General features: G+C 38.4%; 22 protein-coding genes and 1 pseudogene. 11 read left to right on the top strand and 12 right to left on the bottom strand.

Going from position 1 to position 24,317, the window contains the following annotated elements:
* Nucleotides 1-51 precede the first annotated feature (51 nt).
* Nucleotides 52-1,083 carry an L-threonine 3-dehydrogenase gene (tdh, locus tag BTO21_RS04440; RefSeq protein WP_045028672.1) on the bottom strand — a complete coding sequence of 344 codons (1,032 nt, stop codon included), beginning with the start codon at nt 1,081-1,083 and terminating at the stop codon, nt 52-54.
* 102 nt (nt 1,084-1,185) lie between these two features.
* Nucleotides 1,186-2,379 (bottom strand): glycine C-acetyltransferase, encoded by a 1,194-nt coding sequence (locus tag BTO21_RS04435; RefSeq protein WP_105026703.1) that lies wholly within the window; start codon nt 2,377-2,379, stop codon nt 1,186-1,188.
* Nucleotides 2,380-2,671: 292 nt separating this feature from the next.
* On the opposite strand from BTO21_RS04435, the gene BTO21_RS04430 reads away from it, so the two are divergent.
* The 4 genes from BTO21_RS04430 to BTO21_RS04415 all read left to right on the top strand — a co-directional run bounded on the left by BTO21_RS04430 (nt 2,672) and on the right by BTO21_RS04415 (nt 6,366).
* The gene (locus tag BTO21_RS04430) at nt 2,672-3,583 is read left to right on the top strand and encodes a LysR family transcriptional regulator (RefSeq protein WP_045028674.1); all 912 of its coding nucleotides are present in this window, start codon (nt 2,672-2,674) and stop codon (nt 3,581-3,583) included.
* A gap of 186 nt (nt 3,584-3,769) precedes the next feature.
* Nucleotides 3,770-4,057, top strand: a complete 288-nt coding sequence (locus tag BTO21_RS04425) for a hypothetical protein (RefSeq protein WP_045028675.1) — start codon at nt 3,770-3,772, stop codon at nt 4,055-4,057.
* Nucleotides 4,058-4,208: 151 nt separating this feature from the next.
* Nucleotides 4,209-5,336 (top strand): anhydro-N-acetylmuramic acid kinase, encoded by a 1,128-nt coding sequence (locus BTO21_RS04420; RefSeq protein WP_045028676.1) that lies wholly within the window; start codon nt 4,209-4,211, stop codon nt 5,334-5,336.
* 64 nt (nt 5,337-5,400) lie between these two features.
* Complete coding sequence (locus tag BTO21_RS04415; RefSeq protein WP_045028677.1) at nt 5,401-6,366, top strand: LD-carboxypeptidase; 966 nt, start codon at nt 5,401-5,403, stop codon at nt 6,364-6,366.
* A 60-nt stretch (nt 6,367-6,426) separates the two neighbouring features.
* Here the strand turns inward: BTO21_RS04415 and def are convergent, their stop codons facing one another.
* Nucleotides 6,427-6,939: a peptide deformylase gene (gene def / locus BTO21_RS04410; protein WP_045028679.1), complete on the bottom strand. Its 513-nt coding sequence runs from the start codon at nt 6,937-6,939 to the stop codon at nt 6,427-6,429.
* A 515-nt stretch (nt 6,940-7,454) separates the two neighbouring features.
* On the opposite strand from def, the gene BTO21_RS04405 reads away from it, so the two are divergent.
* Nucleotides 7,455-9,653 (top strand): immunoglobulin-like domain-containing protein, encoded by a 2,199-nt coding sequence (locus BTO21_RS04405; protein ID WP_045028680.1) that lies wholly within the window; start codon nt 7,455-7,457, stop codon nt 9,651-9,653.
* 52 nt (nt 9,654-9,705) lie between these two features.
* On the opposite strand, the gene BTO21_RS04400 is transcribed toward BTO21_RS04405, so the two are convergent.
* The 3 genes from BTO21_RS04400 to ppsA form a co-directional block, all read right to left on the bottom strand.
* Nucleotides 9,706-11,670 (bottom strand): response regulator, encoded by a 1,965-nt coding sequence (locus BTO21_RS04400; protein ID WP_045028682.1) that lies wholly within the window; start codon nt 11,668-11,670, stop codon nt 9,706-9,708.
* Nucleotides 11,671-11,687: 17 nt separating this feature from the next.
* Nucleotides 11,688-12,566: a sulfurtransferase gene (locus BTO21_RS04395; protein WP_105026702.1), complete on the bottom strand. Its 879-nt coding sequence runs from the start codon at nt 12,564-12,566 to the stop codon at nt 11,688-11,690.
* A gap of 147 nt (nt 12,567-12,713) precedes the next feature.
* Nucleotides 12,714-15,080: a phosphoenolpyruvate synthase gene (gene ppsA, locus BTO21_RS04390; protein WP_045028684.1), complete on the bottom strand. Its 2,367-nt coding sequence runs from the start codon at nt 15,078-15,080 to the stop codon at nt 12,714-12,716.
* A gap of 151 nt (nt 15,081-15,231) precedes the next feature.
* On the opposite strand from ppsA, the gene ppsR reads away from it, so the two are divergent.
* The 3 genes from ppsR to BTO21_RS04375 all read left to right on the top strand — a co-directional run bounded on the left by ppsR (nt 15,232) and on the right by BTO21_RS04375 (nt 17,887).
* Entirely contained in the window at nt 15,232-16,065 is an 834-nt protein-coding gene (ppsR, locus tag BTO21_RS04385; RefSeq protein WP_045028685.1) for a posphoenolpyruvate synthetase regulatory kinase/phosphorylase PpsR, read from the top strand.
* A 103-nt stretch (nt 16,066-16,168) separates the two neighbouring features.
* Nucleotides 16,169-16,447 carry a hypothetical protein gene (locus BTO21_RS04380; protein ID WP_045028686.1) on the top strand — a complete coding sequence of 93 codons (279 nt, stop codon included), beginning with the start codon at nt 16,169-16,171 and terminating at the stop codon, nt 16,445-16,447.
* 93 nt (nt 16,448-16,540) lie between these two features.
* Complete coding sequence (locus BTO21_RS04375) at nt 16,541-17,887, top strand: DEAD/DEAH box helicase (protein WP_065195287.1); 1,347 nt, start codon at nt 16,541-16,543, stop codon at nt 17,885-17,887.
* Nucleotides 17,888-17,949: 62 nt separating this feature from the next.
* Here the strand turns inward: BTO21_RS04375 and BTO21_RS04370 are convergent, their stop codons facing one another.
* The 4 genes from BTO21_RS04370 to BTO21_RS04355 all read right to left on the bottom strand — a co-directional run bounded on the left by BTO21_RS04370 (nt 17,950) and on the right by BTO21_RS04355 (nt 21,532).
* The gene (locus BTO21_RS04370) at nt 17,950-19,812 is read right to left on the bottom strand and encodes an HAD-IIIC family phosphatase (RefSeq protein WP_045028688.1); all 1,863 of its coding nucleotides are present in this window, start codon (nt 19,810-19,812) and stop codon (nt 17,950-17,952) included.
* Nucleotides 19,813-19,832: 20 nt separating this feature from the next.
* A complete protein-coding gene (locus BTO21_RS04365; protein WP_105026701.1) occupies nt 19,833-20,483 on the bottom strand; it encodes a polysaccharide deacetylase family protein in 651 nt (216 codons plus the stop codon).
* A gap of 70 nt (nt 20,484-20,553) precedes the next feature.
* Nucleotides 20,554-21,063, bottom strand: coding sequence for a GNAT family N-acetyltransferase (locus BTO21_RS04360; RefSeq protein WP_045028692.1), 510 nt, complete (start codon nt 21,061-21,063; stop codon nt 20,554-20,556).
* Between the two features lie 61 nt (nt 21,064-21,124).
* Nucleotides 21,125-21,532: a VOC family protein gene (locus BTO21_RS04355; RefSeq protein WP_045028694.1), complete on the bottom strand. Its 408-nt coding sequence runs from the start codon at nt 21,530-21,532 to the stop codon at nt 21,125-21,127.
* A gap of 316 nt (nt 21,533-21,848) precedes the next feature.
* On the opposite strand from BTO21_RS04355, the gene BTO21_RS04350 reads away from it, so the two are divergent.
* A complete protein-coding gene (locus tag BTO21_RS04350) occupies nt 21,849-22,064 on the top strand; it encodes an HP1242/YdcH family protein (RefSeq protein ID WP_065193617.1) in 216 nt (71 codons plus the stop codon).
* A gap of 101 nt (nt 22,065-22,165) precedes the next feature.
* Here BTO21_RS04350 and BTO21_RS04345 read toward each other — a convergent pair whose 3' ends face one another.
* Complete coding sequence (locus tag BTO21_RS04345; RefSeq protein WP_232572954.1) at nt 22,166-22,408, bottom strand: hypothetical protein; 243 nt, start codon at nt 22,406-22,408, stop codon at nt 22,166-22,168.
* Nucleotides 22,409-22,728: 320 nt separating this feature from the next.
* A complete protein-coding gene (locus BTO21_RS04340) occupies nt 22,729-23,043 on the bottom strand; it encodes a hypothetical protein (protein WP_045028698.1) in 315 nt (104 codons plus the stop codon).
* Nucleotides 23,044-23,458: 415 nt separating this feature from the next.
* Between BTO21_RS04340 and BTO21_RS04335 the strand changes: the two genes are divergently transcribed.
* Both BTO21_RS04335 and BTO21_RS20405 read left to right on the top strand, forming a co-directional pair.
* Nucleotides 23,459-23,770: an NIPSNAP family protein gene (locus BTO21_RS04335; protein ID WP_045028700.1), complete on the top strand. Its 312-nt coding sequence runs from the start codon at nt 23,459-23,461 to the stop codon at nt 23,768-23,770.
* A 94-nt stretch (nt 23,771-23,864) separates the two neighbouring features.
* A pseudogene (locus tag BTO21_RS20405) lies at nt 23,865-23,990 on the top strand (hypothetical protein); the annotation flags it as partial.
* Nucleotides 23,991-24,317: the final 327 nt, after the last annotated feature.

Below are 24,317 nucleotides of genomic sequence, written 5' to 3'. Positions count from 1 at the left end.
CAAGCTCGCTTAATAATAGATCTCAGTTTTATGAGTTATAAAACGAGCAACTTATTCCCAATCAAGAATAACTTTACCCGACATGCCCGAGCGCATAACGTCAAAGCCTTGTTGGAAATCATCAATCTTATAGTGGTGAGTAATGATTGGCGTTAGATCTAGGCCGGATTGAATCAAACTTGCCATTTTATACCATGTTTCAAACATTTCACGACCGTAGATACCTTTAATAACTAAACCTTTAAAGATAACCTGAGTCCAATCAATGCCCATGTCTGATGGTGGGATGCCAAGTAAAGCAATCTTACCGCCATGGTTCATGCTTGATAACATGCTGTTAAATGCCATCGGATTACCTGACATTTCTAAACCAACATCAAAGCCTTCCTTCATGCCTAGCTCAGCCATAACATCGGTTAAGTTTTCATTGGCAACGTTAACCGCACGAGTCACACCCATTTCACGCGCAAGGTTCAAACGGTATTCGTTCACATCGGTGATCACAACATGGCGAGCACCAACATGCTTAGCAACGGCTGCTGCCATAATACCAATTGGACCAGCACCAGTGATCAATACATCTTCACCAACAAGATCAAATGACAGTGCTGTGTGTACAGCATTACCAAATGGGTCGAAAATTGAGGCTAAATCATCTGAAATATCATCAGGGATTTTAAATGCATTAAAAGCAGGAATAACTAAGAACTCTGCAAATGCACCTTCACGGTTAACACCTACACCGACAGTGTTACGGCATAAATGGGTACGGCCGCCACGACAGTTACGGCAATGTCCGCATGTGATATGACCTTCACCAGAAACACGATCACCTAAGTTAAAACCACGCACTTCTTGACCAATGCCGACAACTTCGCCCACATATTCATGACCGACAACCATAGGTACAGGAATGGTTTTTTGTGACCATTCATCCCAGTTGTAGATATGTACGTCTGTACCACAGATAGCTGTTTTCTTAATACGAATAAGTAGATCATTATGCCCCATTTGCGGCTTATCTACTTCAGTCATCCAGATACCTTCTTCAGGCTTTAACTTAGCAAGAGCTTTGATTTTCATAACACTTAATTCCATAAAGCTAGAACGAACAATGAGTAACGTTCTATACAATGACCTTAGCTAATTGCTAAGGTCATGCCGATGTTAACAACGAAAAACGAATTAAATAATAGCCATTCCTTTGCCGACTTCGATAAAGACATCAATCGCTTTATCAAGTTGCTCACGAGTATGTGCTGCTGACATTTGAGTACGAATACGTGCTTTGCCGTTAGGTACTACAGGGAATGAGAAACCCACCACGTAAATGCCTTTCACTAATGCGCGCTCTGCAAATTCTGCTGCTACTTTTGCATCACCCAACATAATTGGAATGATCGCATGATCAGCACCTGCCATTGTAAAGCCAGCATCCGTCATACGAGTACGGAAATGGGCGGCGTTGATCCATAGGTTATCGCGTAAATCACCGCTTTCAGCCAGTAGATCAATAACGCGGTTTGATGCAGCAACAATCGCTGGTGCAACAGAGTTTGAGAATAAGTATGGGCGTGAACGCTGGCGTAACCACTCAATCACTTCTTTCTTACCAGACGTGTAACCGCCTGATGCGCCACCCATTGCTTTACCTAATGTACCTGTAATGATGTCAATACGATCCATCACATTATGGTGCTCATGAGTACCACGACCATTTGCGCCCATAAAGCCCACGGCGTGTGAGTCATCGACCATCACAAGTGCGCCATATTTCTCAGCTAAATCACAAATAGCAGGCAAGTTAGCAACTACACCATCCATTGAGAATACGCCGTCAGTCACGATCAAGGTATGACGTGCGCCTGCTTCTTTGGCTGCGATCAATTGTTGCTCAAGCTCTTCCATATTGTTATTTGAATAACGGAATCGCATTGCTTTACATAATCGCACACCATCAATAATCGATGCGTGGTTTAGTGCATCAGAAATGATCGCATCTTCAGCACCTAGAATCGTTTCAAATAAACCGGTGTTAGCGTCAAAACATGAGGTATAAAGAATGGTGTCTTCCATTCCTAGGAATGTCGATAACTTCTGCTCTAGTTCTTTATGTGCATCTTGTGTTCCACAGATAAAGCGTACTGATGCCATACCAAAGCCATGTTGATCCATGCCCGCTTTTGCTGCTGCAATCAGTTCTGGGTGGTTAGCTAAACCTAAGTAGTTATTGGCACAGAAGTTCAAAACTTCTTCACCTGATTGAATCGACACTGCCGCTTTTTGAGCTGATGTGATAATACGCTCAGATTTGTACAATCCTTCAGCTTTAACATCTTCAATTTGCTGATTAATTTGCTTATAGAATGCAGAAGACATGTGTTCCTCACAGATTTATTGGATGGTAAATAAAGCTCAAGCGCTAATAAAATCTAAAATCTACTCTATCTAGGCCAATAACATACTGCCAGTGCAGTATTAAATATCGAAACCTAAATGAATAGCATTCCTTTTACACCTTTTTTATTTGGAAATCGTTAACTATTTGGTGTTTTTTATCAACTCTTTGAACTAGAACTTAATTGGTTACTTTTCAGCATTCTAATTCAAACTCAACCACAGTATTATCCCACACCATGGAAAATGATTATTGACCCTTAGGCACAAATGAATGGAAACTAATAAGCTCATCGCACTAATGCCAGATCTGGCAGTATTTATCGTGGTTGTTGATGAAGGTAGTTATACCGCAGCAGCTAAAAAGCTCAATGTCACCCCTTCTGCGTTGAGTAAACAAATTTCACGCCTAGAAACTGCACTTTCCGTTAAATTATTAGAACGTACTACCCGTAAGCTAATGATCAGTGAATCAGGTAAGCGTATTTATACCCAATGCACTACGATGTTTGATGCAGCTAAACAAGCTGTTGAAATTTCGCATTCAGAGCCGATTGTACCTGCGGGCATGATAACGGTTGCCGCCCCCAAAGCATTCCTATCAATTGTCTTACAGCCTTTAGTGACTCCCTTCTTGACCCAATACCCTGATATTCAATTAAAACTTAAAGCTCGTGATGGTGAAATTGATATTCTAAAAGAAGGCATTGATGTGGTATTTAGACTCACTGAAAAACCCAGTGAAGATTTGGTATTAAAACAAATAGGCAAAGTTGACCTGATGTTATGTGCCAGCCCTGATTACCTCGCACAACGCGGCACGCCCAAAACGCCATTAGATCTTGTCGATCATGATTGTTTGTATTTAGGGGAAACCAGTACCGACAATATTTGGGAATTTGAACAACAACACATTCGCCATCGCGTAACGGTTAGTGGTCGTTATGCAGTTAATCACTCTCAAATGCGACTTAATGGTGTAAAAGACAACTTAGGTATTGGTATCTTTCCTGACTTCGTGATCAAGGATGCATTGCAACAAGGCAGTGTTATTCGAGTCTTACCTACATGGACAATACGCGGTAATTATCACGGTGATATCGCGCTTCAATATGCACCAACCAAGTTTATGCCAGCTCGGCTAAGAGCATTTATTGACTACGTAACAGCAAATTTTAACTCGTAAATCATTGATTAATTGAGAAAATGTGCGTTTTTGTCACTTTTAGTTTTTTTAGGGACTCATTTTTGTCGTGAAGATAAAGTTATCATTTAAGCACTACTGATAGACTTAATGCATAAAAGGTCATCACAAAATAAAGGACAACCTGTCCTCTCAATGTATGCCTCCAATGCGAAAGGATCAGTGTTTATGCACTCAAAAATCATAGAAAATCATGATGAATTAATCCACTGGATGCGTTTAGTCGAGAATACATATGGCCGTTCAATTCTAACTGATACGGCAATTCATTTTGTTTCTGGTACTTATGATGACGGTACAACGGGTCATATGATTGAAATTTGTGATCTTGACGATGCAATCATCGCAAGCTCAGCAGTTAGTGATGAATTAGTTGAATTTGCTAATAAAATGAATAGCGTTGTACAACAGCAAGGATCTCAAAGCCTCGCCACTTCACGTGCTGTTATGCATTGATCGCAATAGGATAAATATTCTATTTGCACTTTATTTCTCAGTCACTTCTGATTAAAGTGGCTGCATACCTTATACTCTAATCAGTATAATTAATTGATTTAGCGCGTGTGATAAGTCATTGCCGTTAAATAGAAATATAGTGGAAATCGCGATGGAAAAATATATTGGCTTAATGTCAGGAACAAGTATGGATGGCGTTGATGCTGTCCTAGTAGAAATTGACAACCATAATATTAATTTACTTGGCTCGCATCCTTTTGCTATGGGTAATAACCTTAAACAATCTTTATTAGATATTTGTTTAGGTCAACCTACTAATTTACAAACATTGGGTGAGCTAGACCACCGCTTAGGTCACCTTTTTGCTGATGCCGTATTAGCACTACTTGCAAACACTAATACTACCGCAGCAGAAATCACCGCTATTGGCAGCCACGGTCAAACGGTGTTTCACTCCCCCCATACTGAATATGCATTTACGATGCAAATTGGTGATGCCAATATTATTGCCGCTAAAACAGGCATTACGACCATTGCTGATTTTCGCCGTAAAGACATGGCATTTGGTGGACAAGGTGCGCCGCTTGTTCCCGCTTTCCATCAACAGCTTTTTAGTTCAATCCAATGTACCCGCGTTATTTTAAACATTGGTGGCATTGCCAATATCACCGTATTAGAACCCAATAAAGCAGTGACAGGGTTTGATACAGGCCCTGGCAATATGTTGATGGATGCATGGATCAACCTCCACCAGCAAAAAAGTTATGATGAAAACGGTAATTGGGCACGTTCAGGAACAGTGAATTCAGTATTATTAACCCGCTTATTGTCTGAGCCGTATTTGCAGCAATCAGCCCCTAAAAGCACTGGCCGAGAATTATTTAACCTCACATGGCTAGAGCAATATTTAGTAGAACCTGCGATTGCTGATCTGCAACTCTCTGCTTGCGATATTCAAGCAACACTCACTGAATATACCGCGCAAACTATTGCTAATGACGTTAAAAAAACAGGCCTAACCCCTGCCGTTACACCAAATGAACTATTAGTCTGTGGTGGCGGCGCTCATAACCCGATTTTAATGCAGCGACTTGCAGAACTACTACCAAGTTGGCAGGTTATGACAACCGCAGATCGTGGTATAGATATTGATAATATGGAAGCAATGGCATTTGCATGGCTAGCCTATCGTACGATGCACCATCAATCAGGTAATTTACCCGAAGTCACTGGAGCCAGTCGTTTAGCGCAATTAGGGGCAATTTACCCTGCCGATTAACGATATATTACGCTTTGATGATTCTTGTACTTTGATAATAATTGGCCTTTGATGAGAGTTTTCCATGAACACACCCGCTACCAATAGACAATATAAAAATCTCGCTCTGATTGCTTGCTCGACTCAATTTGAGCCATCACAAGTGCCTCAGGTTACTGCTATTTTGGCTCAACATGGTTATCAGGTCAGTTGTCATTATTTACAGCAAAACATCTCTGATCTTGGCTATGTTGATACTGATCAAGCGCGAGCACATAACTTAATTAAAGCCTTACTTGACCCAACTATTGATGTGTTGTGGTTCTATCGTGGTGGTGGTGGTGCATTAAACTTGTTGCCTTATTTACACCGCTATAAACAGCAGCTATTAGCCATACCCGAAAAAATGATTGTTGGGTTTAGTGATGTCACTGCAATTCATGGGTTCTTAAATAATGAACTTGGCTGGCGCTCTATTCATGGTGTTAATGCCAATAACCATTTAGAAATGGATTCAGCCAATCAACAACCATTACCGAATATCGCGGCACTGATAATAGAAGGTATTGAGTATAATAATGTATTACCACTTAACGTATTAGCACAACAGACTGCATCTATCAGTGGTATGTTGATTGGTGGTAACCATACCCTTGTGGCTGCAACATTTGGTACCCACTACCAACCCGACTTTAAAGATAAAGTATTAATACTCGAAGATATTGGCGTTACCTTTCGTCAACTAGACAGATACTTACAACAATTATTATTTCTAAAAGACTTTAATGTTACGGCTATTATTTTTGGTCAATATTATTCCACAGAGCCAACCGACCAAGAACGCATAATGTATAAAACAGTATTACAACGATTCGCAGAGCAATATGATAAGCCTGTTTATTATTTGCCGTTCTTCGGACATGGTAAATACAACCAGCCCTTTATCTTAGGTGAAACTGTAACGTTACAGCGTAACATAGAGTCGGTCGAATTAGATGCCTCCGAATACATTACATTACGTCAAACCCCGCTGAATAATGCTGATCATTAGGCAATAAAAAAGGCTGCTGAGTATTACTCAACAGCCTTCTTATCAAATCAGATTGCGTGATTAATTAGCCATCATCTTAACGTGTTTTTTTACTTTCTTCATTGCCATCTGACGCTTTAGCGGTGAGAGGTAATCAATGAACAATGTACCGTTAAGGTGATCGATTTCATGCTGCATCACGATGGAAAGGAAATCATCACGATCAAAGCGTAGTTCGTTACCTTCACGATCTAATGCCGTAACAACCACTGATTCAAAACGCTCAACATCAGCATAATAATCAGGTACAGAAAGACAACCTTCCTGACCCATTACTTTATTTTCGCCACTTTCAACTACTGGGTTGATTAACACCAATGGTTGATCACGTTCATCAGAGATATCAATAACCACGATAGCTTCTTTGTGGCCAACTTGAGTTGCAGCAAGACCAACACCATTGCTTGTGCCATATAATGTCTCAAGTAAATCATCTACAAGCTGTTGAACAGATTCAGATTTAACATCAGTTACTGCTTCTGCTTGAATCGTTAGTCGTGGATCTGGAGCGGTTAATACTTGTAAAATTGCCATTTTATCTCTTACTTAATCTAGTGTTTAGGTTACTTTACGGTAACTTATCAGATTAACGCCAAGGATCAAAATCCCTGCGTATATTCTGTTGATAGTGCTACTTTACCTAAAAAGTGGCATTAGCAACAATTGATAATAACAATTAATTTGATAAGTGATCCTAATCTAACACGTTAATTACCATAAAAATGACTGTTTTATTAATATACTGTCATAATATAATCACAATAATCCTTTCCAACATTTTCCTGCTTTCAGTGCTTTTTTATATTTCTGCTCACTTTATTTATTATTTTATAAAAAAAACATTCATTAATAACTCCCCGTTCAATTAATTGCGAATAATGACAATTTCCAATCAAAAAATGACACTGCTACGACAATTAATTGACAGGTTAAATATTTGTTTTAAATGTTTTTTGTTACAAAATCACGCTTCTAATCAATAACCATTATGGTAGCATTTATTCGCTCTCTGATTATTACCTCTTATTACTTATACTAGGGTTAAATAAATGAATAAAAAAACAACATTCCTAACATTAAACGCTATTGCTCTAGCGTTAACCTCAATGAGTTTTACTGCTAATGCTGGTGAAAAGATGGTTAACCCTGACGGTGGAGTGGTTGTTGGTTACTGGCATAACTGGGCCGATGGCCGAGGCTATAAAGCAGGTAATGCCCCAGCAATGAGCCTAGAAGCCACTAACCCAATGTATAATGTGGTTGCTGTTTCTTTTATGAAGGTTTATGACACCGCAGAAGGTCGTATCCCTACTTTTCATTTAGACACAGAAACAGGGTTAACAGAAACACAATTTATCGATCAAATTAAGCTACTTAACGATCAAGGTCGCGCAGTAATACTGGCACTTGGTGGTGCAGATGCACACGTTGAACTACAAAAAGGCGACGAAGATGCTTTCGCCGCTGAAATCATTCGTCTGACTGATCTTTATGGTTTTGACGGCCTAGATATCGACCTTGAACAAGCCGCTATTGATGCTAAAGATAACCAAACGGTTATCCCTGCTGCATTGCGCATAGTAAAAGATCACTACCGTGAACAAGGTAAAAACTTCCTTATTACTATGGCACCAGAGTTCCCATACTTAACGGCTGCGGGTAAATATATTCCTTATATTACCGGCCTTGATGGTTACTACGACTGGATCAACCCACAGTTTTACAACCAAGGTGGTGACGGTGTTTACGTTGAAGGCCCAGGCTGGATTGCACAAAATAACGATGAGCTAAAAGAAGAGTTTATCTATTACATAGCTGACTCATTAGTTAACGGTACGCGTGGCTTTACCACTATCCCACACGACAAATTAGTCTTTGGTATTCCAACTAACATTGATGCTGCTGCAACAGGCTTTATTAACGATCCTCAAGATCTATTTAATGCTTTTGCGCGCCTTGAAAAACAATCACAACCGCTTCGTGGTGTAATGACATGGTCAATTAACTGGGATATCGGTACTGACGCATCAGGTAAAGCATATAACAGTAGCTTCATTGAAACGTATGGTCCATTTGTTCATAGCCAAACACCACCTGTAGTACAACCGGGTAAACCAGCGATTGCAGGAATTACTGACGCTCGCGTTCAGCATAAAACCAACTTCGAACCAATGGCTGGCGTAACAGCGACAGATAAAGAAGACGGTAATCTAACATCTTCAGTTTCAGTGACAGGCAGTGTTGATACTCAACGTGTTGGTGACTATGTACTGACCTACTCTGTGATGGATTCTGATAACAACGAAACCGTATCACCGCGTAAAGTCACAGTGTTTAGCGCCCTACCAACCTTTACAGGCGTAGCAAATAGCGTAATTAAAGTGGGTGAAAATTTTGACCCAATGGCTGGCGTTTCTGCAACAGATGCAGAAGATGGTGATCTAACTACAAATATCTCAGTATCAGGCACTGTAAACCCTGCTATTGTGGGTTCATATGAGCTGATTTACAGCATTACTGACAGCGCAAACCAAACAGTAACAGTAAAACGTATTATAGTTGTTAATGATGGTTCTATCGTTTGTACCCCAGCATGGCAAGCAGATGCTACCTATGTTGAAGGTGATGTTGTTAATCACAACGGCAAAGAGTGGCAAGCAGGTTGGTGGACACAAGGTCATGAGCCAGGCACTACTGGCGAATGGGGTGTATGGCGCGAAGTCGGCAGCAGTGACTGTGGCGGTACTGAGCAACCAGATGTTGATTTTACAGCAACGTTAACGGGTGTTAATAGTAATTACACCATCACAAACGGCACTGCACAATTAACACTTAACTATAACGCCAACAAAGCAGGTTCAGTACAGATCAATGTTATTGATACGATGGGCTACCCTGTTTCAGGTGGTCAATTTACCGCAAACATAGATAGCAGCAAAACCATTAATATGGTGCTTGAGAATGTGGTTGCAGGTAAATATTCACTGCGCATGATTGCAGAATCAAACAGTGAAAACGTAGAGCAAAGTGCACATTTCACTCTTGAAGAGAAAGGTACTATTGAACCACCAGTAACGGATGCGCCTGCGTATGAAGTAGGTAAAAATTACCTTGCAGGTGATAAAGTTCTAGCTAGTGATGGTAATGTTTACCAATGTAAACCATGGCCTTACACTGCTTGGTGTGCAAGTGCTTCTTATGCACCTGCAACCTCTCAATACTGGGCTGACGCTTGGGATAAACTATAATTATCAACAGAATAATTATTGATAATTAACCATGAGCCAGTAATAAGTAAACTCACTTATTGCTGGTTTTTTTTAATAATGATAATGACTCAGCTTGTAAAAAAGCCTCTTCTAATGTTCGCGATAACATTTTTTTATCTATTGGTTTTGATAGATAATCATCCATCCCTGCAGCAATACAATGTTGTTTTTCTTGTTCGAGCACATTGGCCGTTAACGCAATAATATAGGGTTGTACGATATTCATACGTCGAATACGTTGTGTCGCTTCAATCCCTCCCATATTCGGCATCTGGCAATCCATCAATACCACATCCACCTCATGATGATGAATATACTCAATTGCCAATGCACCATCACTAACAATATTAATGTCTAACAATCCAAACGAGCCTAAAAACGCCTTTATTAATTGTTGATTCACCTTACTGTCTTCAACCACTAGGATGCGTTTATTAGAATAGTGGCTTAAATCATGATTATAATTTTCACTACAACGGGTTGTTTGCGGATGATCACAACATTTAAGATCAACATTAAACCAAAAAGTGGTTCCCTTACCCAGTTCACTCTCAACATTCAACGTCGTTAACATTAATTGGCATAAACTATTAGAGATCGATAGCCCTAACCCTGTTCCGCCAAATTGACGCGAAATAGAACCATCTGCTTGCGTGTAAGAATCAAAAATAGCCTCAATACTTTCAGGCGCAATCCCAATCCCAGAATCTTTAACACTGAAACATAACTGCTGGTGTAGCCCTAATTGATCATGAGCCGTTGCAGCTGTGCTCTCAATATCACCTAATAACGCAACTCGTAATTCAATTTTCCCATGAGGTGTGAATTTAACCGCATTACCCAACAAGTTAGTCAATATTTGCCGTATTCTCCCCTCATCAGCATCAAAATAAGGTGCAATATTGGCATCAATATACGTCTCTAATTGAATGTTTTTTTCTTGTAACTCATGCTTAAAAGGAACAATGCAACCATGAATAAAGGTTGTTAAATGAAAATGATTAAAACGCAATTCGACATTGCCAGCTTCTAATTTTGAATAATCCAATATTTCATCAATAATGATCAATAGCGCATTGGCTGATTGCTTTATATACTCAACCTGTTGTTTTGATTGGTTATCTAAATCTCTATCTTCTAAACATTGCACAAAACCTAATACCCCATTCATTGGAGTGCGAATTTCATGGCTCATATTGGCCATAAAGTTACCTTTAATACGTAATGCTTCATTTAATTTATTGGTTTGTCGCTGTAACTGATTGTTCAATCCTTGTGATTTGGTTTCATTATTAAAAATATACTTATCTACTTTACTCAGTTCAATCGCTAATAGTGATACTTCGCTGTTGTCTTTTTTCAATGCTGAAATATCTAATGTTCCAGAACCCATACTGGTTAATTCACGAATAAGATAATTAAGCGGTTGAGTGACTTTGTGGTACATATAAAAAAGAATAAACACAATAAAAAACAAAAAAGGTAAAACATAAATGAGTATTTGGGTCACGATAGTTTTAAATATATTACTGGCACTGTAATACACCACATATTTAAAAATAGGATCGCCATTAAAATAAGCGGGATAACTTAATAAATAATCTTTTTTATACCGAGATAATCCGGACATATACAAAAACGGTCGTAATGTCACATCCTGAGCATTATCTGAATGGTAATAATGGAGGAGTTTATTATTAAGATCGTATACGGAGAGTGAGCGAATTTCTTTATATTGACTAATTAATCGATTAAATTCTAAAGATGATTCTGTATCTTGAAATACAATTGTATCAATAAATACTGGTGCTAATGCATTCATCATTACTTTAACATTTTTAACTAACCGCTGAGTATTACTATAATAACTGAGAGTTAATGCCGTTAACATCACACAAATTAATACTCCACTCATCATTAATGCGATTTTATTAAACAACCATTTTTGTATTTTTAATGGTTGTTGAATGCAGTAATTCTCAGATGTCTCTTTCATAAAATACCCCTTTCGATCTACTTCTCTATGGGTAATCCTTTCTCTGACCACTCTAACCATGAGCCATCATAATGAGACACTTTAAATCCCGCTTGTTTCATTAAAAAATACGTCAACGTCGAGGCTTTACCTTTATTACAGTAAGTCACACTTTTACGGCTTTTATCTAAGGTTGCAAAGATAATATCTAATTGCTTAGGTGACTTTAATAGTTTGACCCCTGCTGTTGTCGTATTAAAAAACGTACTATTTTGAATACTCTTTGCTTTAGGAATATGCCCAAACTTCTCCGTTGCTGAACGCTTTCCCATAAATTCATCTAAGGTACGGCTATCATACAATTGATATAAATCACTATACGCGGCAACTTTAGCGACGGTTGTACTGGCATAGACGGATGAATTTAATACGGGAAAATACTGTGACGGTTGAGGTGTTGTATGAGTTTTCGTTAACGGATATTGTTCTGGCCATGCATCCATACCACCGTTAAGAATAGCGATATTTTTAATACCGTATAATTCTAATACCCAAAATAAACGAGCAGCATTTTTAAGATCACCTTGATCATAAATAATGATTTTTTGTGACACTGTCACTCCTTTTTGTTGTAATAACGGCGCTATTTTTTTTATATTTTTTACATAATAAGCATTGTTAATTTCAACATAGGTTAATGCGGTTGGAAAACTAATTGCAGTATTAATATGCCCTTGCTGATATTGCTCTTGACTACGGGCATCAAAAATCATGACGGGCTGTTGATGCGTAATTTGTTGATGTAGCCAATGACTTTCTATCACCCATGGATGCTGACCTTCACTTGCATAGGTTGGGCTTATACCAAGGATAAATAAAACCATAACACTGAATATCGTTATTCTATATTTACTCATGGCTTCATCCCTGCTAATACATATAACTCACAAATTAATACCATTAGTTTCATAACAGTATTTATTAAGCGTAGCAAAGAACGTCAAAAAAGCCCGACATAATAGCCGGGCTTAATTTTCTTTTAAGGTATTATTTTAAGCAGCCATTTAATGAGGCTTGCCTAAAAATGTCCATGTTTCTAATACTGTATCTGGATTCAATGACACTGAATCAATACCTTGATCCATTAACCAACGCGCAAAATCTTCATGATCAGAAGGGCCTTGACCACAAATACCAACGTATTTACCAGCCTTATTTGCCGCTTTAATGGCTAACGATAGCATCGCTTTCACTGCGTCATTACGTTCATCAAATAAATGAGCAATATCGCCAGAATCACGATCTAAACCTAATGTAAGTTGGGTCATGTCGTTAGAACCAATTGAAAAACCATCAAAATATTTCAAGAATTCTTCAGCCAAAATAGCATTAGAAGGTAACTCACACATCATCATTACTTTAAGGCCATTCTCACCGCGACGCAGTTCAAATTTAGTCAATAAATCAATCACAGAGGCAGCTTCACTGACAGTACGTACAAAGGGGATCATAATTTCTACGTTTTTAAGTCCCATTTTTTCACGAACACGCTTTATCGCTTCACATTCAAGCGCAAAACAATCTTGAAAATGTGGCGCAATATAACGTGATGCACCACGGAAACCCAACATCGGATTTTCTTCGGTCGGCTCATAATTAATGCCACCAACAAGATTACGGTATTCATTTGATTTAAAATCAGACATGCGGACAATCACCCGCTGAGGCCAAAATGCAGCCGCTAACGTTGAAATCCCTTCCGTTAGTTTTTCAATGTAAAACTCAACTGGATTTGCATAACCGATAATACGTTTATCTATTTCTGCTTTTATTTCGGCACTTTGCTGATCGTAATTTAACAACGCTTTCGGGTGAATACCGATCATCTTATTGATGATAAATTCTAACCGCGCCAGACCAACACCTTCATTGGGAATACAAGCAAAATCAAACGCACGATCAGGATTACCCACATTCATCATCACTTTTAATGGTAATGTTGGCAATTGTTCAACTTCAGAACGACGCACTTCAAATTCAAGTATGCCATCATACACATAGCCAGTTTCACCTTGTGCACAAGATACGGTTACATTTTGACCATCTTGCAATAATGACATTGCATCACCACAGCCAACCACTGCTGGAATGCCTAATTCACGCGCAATAATTGCAGCGTGGCAAGTCCGTCCACCACGATTAGTCACAATCGCAGCCGCTTTTTTCATCACTGGCTCCCAATCAGGATCGGTCATATCCGCCACCAGCACATCACCTTGCTGAACTTGATCCATCTGCGATAAATCAGACACAATGCGTACAGGGCCACTACCAATACGTTGTCCAATTGCACGACCTTCAATCAACGTTTTGCCTTGATCATTAAGATGAAAACGTTCCATCACTTGTTGATTATCACGTGAACGTACCGTTTCAGGCCGCGCTTGAACAATCAACAACTCACCGGTATTACCATCTTTGGCCCATTCAATATCCATTGGACGACCATAGTGCTGTTCAATAATCAGTGCTTGTTTTGCCAGTTCCATAATTTCAGTATCAGTTAATGAAAACTGGTTCTGCTCTGCGGCGGTGGTGTCTGTTATTTCAACTTGTGTGCCTAATTCTTTACCATCCGCGTAAACCATCTTAATTAACTTAGAGCCAATAGTACGGCGAACAACCGCAGGATTTCCGGCTTTTAAGGTCGGTTTATGGACATAAAATTCATCCGGGTTTACAGCTCCCTGAACCACCATTTCGCCCAGCCCCCATGACGAGGTAATAAAGACGACTTGATCAAAACCAGACTCAGTATCAAGGGTAAACATAACACCCGATGCCGCTTTATCAGAACGTACCATACGTTGAATACCCGCAGATAACGCCACGCCTTCATGATCAAAACCTTGGTGAACACGGTATGAGATTGCACGATCATTAAACAAAGACGCAAACACATGTTTAGTCGCTTCAATAACCGCATCAATACCGCGTACATTTAAGAATGTTTCTTGTTGTCCAGCAAACGATGCATCAGGCAGGTCTTCAGCCGTTGCAGATGAGCGTACCGCAACGGATAGCATCTCATCCCCCTCTCCCAACTGTTGATAGCAATGGCGAATATCAGCTTCTAGTGCTGCGGGTAACGGGTTTTCAAGCACCCAGTTACGAATAGTCGCACCAGCTAGTTTTAGTGCATTAACATCATCAACATCCAATGTATCTAATAACGCGTAAATACGTTGGCTCAATCCATTCGCTTGTAAAAATTGATTAAAAGCATGGGAGGTTGTCGCATAACCATTAGGTACTTTTACCCCAGCATTAGACAAATTAGCTACCATCTCACCCAGGGAAGCATTTTTTCCACCAACTCTATCAACATCATTCATTGATAGATCACTGTACCAAATAACATTCTGCTGCACGGTAGTTCTCCTTGATCATTTGCTAAAACGAGCGACACCCGCAATCGTTTGCGTAAACAGTGTTAAAGATATGCCATTTTGTGCTAACGTATCTCTTCGCTATTCCTGTGAAGCACAGAATTGCAACTTTTTTTGAAGGATTCAATATTTAATGCAGAATAAAACCAATTTTCGTGACGTGTTTTACATTTCAGACGGTACAGCGATAACAGCAGAAACGCTCGGCCATACCGTTTTAGGTCAATTTTCGCTAGATCTTCAACAAACAACCTTGCCCTTTGTAGAGTCGACTGAACGTGCTCAACAAGTTAAAAATCTTATAAATCAATCTAATGAAAAATACGGCATCCAGCCTCTCGTGTTTTATTCTATGGTTGTCCCTGAAATAAAGCAGATTATAGAACAAGCGAATGCGCTTTTTTATGATGTGCTGAAGGTATTAGTTGAGCCGTTAGAACGTGATTTAGCCATAAAAGCCACCCCACAATTACAGCGTTCACACAGTATAAATAAAGACTCTGCGAGTTATCATAATCGTATTGCAGCAATTGAATATACCCTTGCCCACGATGATGGCATTTCACTCAACCATCTAGAACAAGCCGATATTATTCTATTAGGAGTATCTCGTTGCGGAAAAACCCCCACCAGCCTATATCTCGCAATGCAGTTTGGATTACGCGCGGTTAATTACCCTTTCATCGCTGATGATATGTCGGCACTAAAACTGCCTAAAGCCATTGAACCCTACCGTTTTAAAACCTTTGGTCTTACGATTGATATTGAACGCTTAGTCGCCATTAGAAATGAACGCTTGGCTGATAGTCATTATGCAAGCCCAGAGCAATGCCAAGATGAATTGCAGAAAGTTGAAGCAATGTTTCGTCGTGAAGCCATCCCTTATTTAAACACCTCGTCATTATCGGTTGAAGAAATATCAACGCGGCTACTTTCAATGAGTGGTTTAAAAAGAAACATGTGCTAAATCAACAAACTATTGGTAAAATTTATTACAAGCATAATATAAACATGGTTATTTGTATTATGCTTAATTAGAATGTTTATTTAGCGTAAACACACTTGATAGCATGAATAAGAAACCTGATCGTCAAACAGCGATGCGCCAGCTTCTGAGCGATGTTAAGCAAGCGCTTCCACTTTATGAGCCTGAAACTTTTGTTTGTGGCCCAGATAACAAATGCATTGGCTGTCCTAAAAAACTATTAGAGTTAGTCGATACTGAAGTCAGTTATTGGGAACATGCGATTGAACGTGGTGTTATTCCACAATTTGATGAAATTCGACAGCTAGGCAAACTCTGTAAAAATGTTCGCCGTGGCTTAATACGAAATAATATAATGACCTAATGTCGCCCGTGCTATAATCCGCGATATTGTTCGTCGGCTGTTACCCTAACATTAGGGGAAGCCGTTATTTGATTTATTTATCTGAGATTTTACATGCCTTTCTCTAAGCTTGGATTAAGCGACGCTATCGTCAAAGCAGTAACCGATATGGGTTACACCACTCCTACGCCGATTCAAGAAAAAGCCATTCCGGTGGCACTAACCGGCAAAAACCTGCTTGCAGCCGCGCAGACAGGTACAGGTAAAACGGCAAGCTTCGTGCTTCCAATTTTACAAATGCTTGATGATGGTCAGCAAGTACGTGCCAAACGAGTGCGTGCATTGATTCTTGCGCCAACACGTGAACTAGCGGTTCAGGTTGAAGCAAATATTGCTCAATACAGCAAACACACTAATTTAACCTCAATGGCAATGTACGGTGGTGTCGATTACGAACCACAAAAACGTCGTCTTATTGAAGGTGTTGATATTTTAGTTGCGACTCCTGGCCGTTTACTGGATATGTACACTAAACGCGCTATTCATTTTGATGCGATTGAAATCTTAGTGCTTGATGAAGCTGACCGTATGTTAGATATGGGCTTTATCGAAGATATTAATAAGATCATCGAGCGTTTACCGCTTGATCGCCAGAACATGTTGTTCTCAGCAACCCTATCGGCTCAAGTGCGTCTTCTTGCAAAAACAGCGGTACGTAATCCGGTTGAGATCAGCGTTGCTAAAGATGAAGCATCACAACCTAAAATTGACCAATGTTTGATCACTGTTGATAAAGACATGAAATCTTCTCTATTGAGCCATTTAATTAATGAGCAACAATGGGATCAAGCGTTAATCTTTATTGAAACTAAACACGGCGCAGCTAAGTTAGTTAGCCAACTTGAAAAGCGTGGCATTGCCGCAGAAGCGATTCATAGTGGTCGTAGCCAAGGCTCTCGTGCGCAAGTATTAGAAGATTTCAAAGCAGGTAAAGTAAAATACTTAATCGCAACCGGTGTTGCTGCTCGTGGTCTAGATATTGATGAGTTAACTCGCGTGGTTAACTATGATCTTCCTTTCCCTCCTGAAGAGTATGTTCACCGTATCGGTCGTACTGGTCGTGCTGGTTCTAAAGGTGAAGCGATTTCATTTGTATCACGCGATAACTTCAAAAACTTATGCATGATTGAACGTCTGTTAGGCCATCTAATCGTTCGTAAAGAAATTGAAGGTTTTGTACCAACCAAAGAAGTGCCTATTTCTATTTTAAACTTCAAACCTAAATACATTAAACCTGAAGATGATAATAGTAACGGTGACAAGCCCCGTCGCAACGACAAGCCGCGTAGCAATTCACCAAGCACAGATAAACCAAAGGCAAAGAAGCCGAGAAACCGTAAGCCAATCACTGATCGTGATACTGGTATTCCTCGCGGCACACGCAAGCCTAAATCTGTGTAATTAATACAACATCGCCATCTTAGTGCACACATTAAGATGGCGATATGTATGATGAAACCTAGCTAGCAATCAGTAAAAGTAATATTAGGCGCGCTAATAGTGATTAAGCCGTCACCGATATGTTTAGTCGTTGTTGGTTTACTATAAATCATCACACCTTGAAATTGGCTAATTTGTTTAAATTCTAGATCAGAAAAGACAGCGGCTGATTGGCTATTTTTTGCTGTCGGTTTATATTCTACTTGCAAACACTTCCACCCCGACAGGTAAGCAGTATCTAATAGCCACCCCAAAAATGCATGCTCTACCCGCTTTGATTGAATCCGACAACTGAACATCAAATCAATGACACGTTGTTGCTGAATATCAATAATACAAACCCCCACCGTACCATAATCACCGAATTTATCCTTTGCGGTTAAAAACAATGTCGCAACCAAAGGATCGTTAATTAACTCAGTTAACCTGTCACGATCATAACGAGTGGCTGAAAAATTCATTTGATTAGTGCGCTGTACTAATTCATGTACACGATCAATACTCGAAAGTTGCGCCAAACCAACCGATAACTCAATATGAGAGGCCTTAATAAAATCAAAATATTGACCATCAAAACCACTGCGTACTGCTGATCGTTGTTGTTGAGCTGCATAAAAAGATCGTCTTAATCCTGATTCTACTGACGTTTGAGGATTAAATGCCGCTAAATCTATTAATCTAAGATAGTCATCATCTTTAAATATACGCACTTGAGGATGGATCGATTTTACTTCATTGCGTTCAAATGCCGAATCATCAATAAAGGCAATAGTGTCTATAGCAACATTAAAGTTTTCAGCTATTCGTTGAATGGATTGGCTTTTCGGTTGCCAGTGAATTTCAGGGAAAATAAAATACTCCGCAATCCCTAAAGTATTAAGATGTGCCCATACCCTATTATGATCATTCTTACTCGCAATTGAGTTTACAATACCGCGAGCATCTAAAGTTTTTATAATCTCCACCACACCTTGCCGTAATTGAAGCTCTGACTCTCCATCCTCCACTAATACCCCCTTCCACAATGTATTATCTAAATCCCAAACCAAAACTTTAATCGGTTTATGATTAACTGATACCGCTAGCACCTTGTCATTATCAACTTGAGGCGATTGCTGAATAAATCCAACAAATCCAAATATCACAGTAATAGGCGTTGTTTGATCGTCTTCATTACGGTTAGGAATAATATTAATGAAATGCATTGTTTGAAAATCAACATAGGGAGCAATATCAATAAAGGGGATCATTATTTGGTGATAACCGGCAGGTTTTTTTAACCGATATTGGAATGGGGTTTGATTTAACTTTCCTGTGGTTGCTCGAATAACGATACTCAAATCGATTGCTTGTGGGCTATATAGCTCAATCATAAACGCATCAAAATATGGACTTGGATTGATTGTTTGACTGAGATGATTTTTATAACGGGTAGCCATTCGTGCCACAATACCACGTCGCCCTGCAATGGATAATCGATCTAGCCATTGCCCACGTTGGGCCACAGACTCTGCCACTGCTGCTTTGTTATCAATAATATTAGCTTGCTCTGGTGCTATAACACCGATATAAGAGGTCGCCATTAACGCTCCCCACTGCTTAAAATCGACCTGAACAACGGATGATTTACGCTGTGGAATATGCAGCGGAACAATACCATTAATAAACCGTCGACAATGACCATCACGGCGTGGTTGGTAAAGCTCACAGGTTTTATAACACGCAGGCATGGCACATTCAGTACAATGTTCTTCCCACTGTAAAACAGAATACTTAACACAATGATCAATTACCGTTTGCCCTGAAACAAAAGCCTGCCGCACTTCATCAGGTAAACAAATCGCTTGTTGTAAATCTTGATCAGACAGCACTTCTAATTGATACATAGCAATACACTATTATTAACTTAATACTTATAGATACAAGGGAATGCTTGTTTGGGGTCCACAAAAACATGTTTTTTTTCTATTAATATCGGTATTAGTTTTTCAAGTAATAACAGCACCTTGCTACTATTATCGTGCATAAGAACAATATCATGCGGTTGGATTTCTCTGACTAAGCGAGCCAGCATTTGATCAACGGATTGATGCGAATATTGCCCCCATTCACCTGATTCAATTGACCATAAAATTACCTGCATATAATTACATTGAATAGCAGACCAAGCAGAAACGGATAACTTCCCCTGTGGCGGGCGAAATAATCTCGGAGTTGCCGCAATAAAGGGCTTTAGAATAGTCTGACAGTGTTTTATATCATTAGCATAAGCCTTAAAGCCTATCTCATCGGCCGTTTTATGCGCAAACGAATGATTACCAATATAATGACCATCAGCAACTATACGTTGAATAATCTCTGGATATAGTTGAGCTTGTTTGCCTAATATAAAAAATACCGCTTTGATTTGATGGTATTTAAGTACATCTAATATGTGGGGAGTAATATCTGGACTAGGTCCATCATCAAACGTTAATAAAATCCCTTTTTCACGCATTGTGTAGGTGGCGATCCATGATGGGATAACGCTTTTTATAACGGTTTTTAGGCTTACCACGCATCCCATCCATTATTGACTTCTTTAATTAGGTATAGGCAGTAACAAAACCAAAGTCAATCGGCCACGACTATGCTGACATATACTCATATACATTGTTTTGAGAACCATACAATGCCATTGTACCTTTAAGCTCAAACCCTATTTTTTGTAATAACCGATTAGAACTCTCATTATCAAGTAATGTTACCGCTAAAACAGTATCTAAAGAATGAGCTTTCATGCCAGCATTGAGAACAGAAAAAGCCGCTTCAGTTGCGTACCCTTTTTGACAAAATTCAGTTAAAAATGCATACCCTAAATCAGGATAATCTAATTCTGCTCTTTTTAATAAACCACAGATCCCAATCGGCGTTGTCGTCTCTTTCAATAAGACCACGTTTAATCCAAAGCCATAATCTCGATAACTTGCTAATGGTCCATTCATTAAATAATTCACAGCATCGGCGTGTGTTCGAACATTCTTATCTGCAATATAACGAATAAACGATTCTTCATTTAATAACTGTATAATAAATTCAGCATCATCTAATGTTAATTGCCTTATTATTAATCTTTGTGTTTCAGATATTAGTTTCATTTAAATTGCTACCTCAAAACGCTAACGCTGTAATAACGTCAAACATCGATATTACTATCAATTACTTTCGATTTAACTGTAATAAATCCCACTTAGTACCGTATAAATCTTTAAACACGACAACTGTACCGTATTCTTCTGAACGAGGATCTTCGGTAAATTCGACACCTTGTGCCTTCATAAACTCATAGTCTCGCCAAAAATCATTCGTTTGAAGAAATAAGAACACACGCCCCCCAGCTTGATTACCAACAGACTTTAACTGCTCGTCATTACTGGCTTGTGCGAGAAGTAAATTAGTCCCTGTAGAGTTTGGGGGTGAAATTTGAACCCAACGTTTACCGCCGCCTAAGTCAGTATCTTCAACAAGTTCAAATTGAAGTTTCTTGGTGTAAAATGCTATCGCATCATCATAATTTTCAACAACTAAAGCAATATTACCGATTCGTTGTTCAATGGGCTTACTCATAACTTTCTCTCTATTATTTAAACGTAAGATTCTACCTGATTTAACCAACAAACTCATTTAGAAGCGAACAATAGTCACTGCTCATGAAATAAAACGAAGAATATATTGAAAGTATGATGAATGTGCCTATCTACAAGAAAACCTACACGCATACGGATGGTAGTAACTTATTAGATCCCGCATATTATGGCGATACGGTCTTATTTCAATGGTCATAAAAAGTAAAATGCGTTTTCATAAATAGATCTAAATATCTCTTATTTTTTATCTCAATAATGCGTATAACTAAGAACACACTAATTGCGAGGATAAGATCATGTTTACAGAATACAGTGCATTAATCGATTCATTAAAAGGTAAAGATGTTCCATTTGACCGTTTATACAACAAACACAATACCTTAAATACTGAAATTGAAAAAATGACCGCAAAAGATGGTTTTGATGAAGTTAAAATTGATCAATTGAAAAAAGAAAAACTTTTACTAAAAGATGAAATATTAGCTTATTTAAAAAATGCCGCTAATAAATAACACTGATTAAAGCAGAAAAGATAATCACCCTCTTTATTTTTCTGCTTTAATATCTACTGTATTCACATTGTCATAAAACCAAATAAATTAAACAGTTAACTTTATTTTTGATGATTCGACCAAGCATCAAGTAGATCTTTTCCATATATGATTTCTATATTCAGATGTAAAACCAACAATATTATGGCTAATAAAGCACAAATGATATTAAACCAACCGGTGATTTTATTTCGACGAATGGGGGCATATATCACAAAATTAATTGCAACCAGTAAAAATGGATAGATAAACCCCAATAAAAGTAATAAGCCAAGATAATTAGATATTGCCAATGGAGTCATCATAATTACACCACCACTTTATGGGATACCATTGAAATTAACATGCTTTTTTACTAACAGTTAATTACTGACTTTTCTTAGGAAGACATCTCATTTTTATGATGATAATTAACTATTTAGTACCCAACTGTAATAAATTTAATCACAAATTGTGAGTTCCTATTTTTATTGATAAACCACATGAAATCGTTCCAATACCAGAACCATATCTTCACTATTCATGATATTAGCAATATTTACTTATATAAGGTTGCTTGGGCTTGTCCAATACTTGAATAGGTGTCGGCTGTGCGACATATACCCTTACCTGTTATGTGAGTTAATTAGTTTCGACACTTATCAAGACTAACGCCATACATCTCTTTAAGATCCCGACAATTACGAGGACGCTTTGTCTTTGGATAAACCTTACCTTCCTCCATTAATACGAAGAACGGCATAACATTTTTCTCTTCTTTGATTTCAACTCTTGGAACGATTACTGGCTCACCTTCTTGATTACAAATAATGCTCGTACAATTTTGATTACTCAAGTATCTAACTTCAGTCATGGTTGAGAGATATTTCTCTTCGAAAAAAGAGTCTGCGGCTAAAGCTAGATTTGGAAAAAGAAAACTAATAAATAATGATTTATACATAATAATATCCAAGACAATTTGGCAACCCCAAATTATTAACATTTTAAGTATGCAATGTATATCAACTTATTAACAAATTCGTTATTTAATTCGCATAACAGCAAAGAATTCACTGCCTATTATTCACATCTCGGAAGCGAAGCATGAGCTATCCACAATCTATTAATCGTAAGATCGAGCCAAAAGACCCCAATGAAATAGTAATTCTACGACACGCTAATAGTAGATTCCCTATCTCGTTCGTAACCTTACTGTAGGGTATGACGGATATTTTTAAAATAAGCATGCTTTAAAAAACTATGCCGCAAAACAAACCTAACCAGCAGATAGCTTATGCTATAACATTATTATTTACTTGACAGTAAATACAATAATCAATTTAATGACCTTTAAATTACTGTAAGCGAATAATAATTTGAAAATTATCGAGTTACGTGAATACAAAATTAAACCCGGACAAACTGATAAATGGCTTAATTGGATGCGTGAAGAACTTCTTCCATATCAACGTTCTAAAGGGATGGTGATTATTGATACATACCTACGAACTAATGATGGAACTGACTTCTTTGTATGGTTGAGAGAATTCGAAGATGAAGCCTCTCGTAAGCGCATTTATGAAGATACGTATAATGATTGGTGGATAGCCAATATTCGACCAAAAGTTTTTACATTAATAGAAGAAGAGTCAATCAGTATAAAGCTTCTTCGCCCTGTCGATCTATAAAACCGAAACATAACGCCTGCATAACAAACAACAACGTTCATATTATCTTTATGAACAACATGTTACCCACCTAACCTTGTAAGGTAAACGTCCTGCCACTATTGATGGTTATAGTCATGCACTTCGTCGCATTACTCACCATTTAGATAAATCGCCTGATACGTTAACCACTGATGATCTCAAACGATACTTTGCGCAACGAATTAAAACCCATTCATGAAATACCGTCAGAATTAATCGTAATGGGTTACGAAAGTTATGGGTGTCCTATATTTTATTTTGAATAAATCAGCTTTATCTTACTATATGAAAAACATAACGCTGAATAAATAATAATGTATAACGCAATATTAATCAGTAGCAACTTTATATCAAACGGATCAGAAAACACATTGTAGCTATATCCCAATTTATTCTCGATTAAATTATTCAACATAATAGTGATAAAAATAATGACAAAGTTCATAAAAACCCTAATTAATTAATATTTCTCATGTGGTTATATTTACTACAACAAACAATTAACAACAAACCAGAGAATACAACA

Source organism: Photobacterium phosphoreum, from assembly GCF_002954725.1.
In the GTDB taxonomy this organism is placed as follows: Bacteria; Pseudomonadota; Gammaproteobacteria; order Enterobacterales; family Vibrionaceae; genus Photobacterium; species Photobacterium phosphoreum.
Note: the sequence above shows the minus strand (reverse complement) of the source record. Positions and strands in the feature narration are given on the sequence as shown.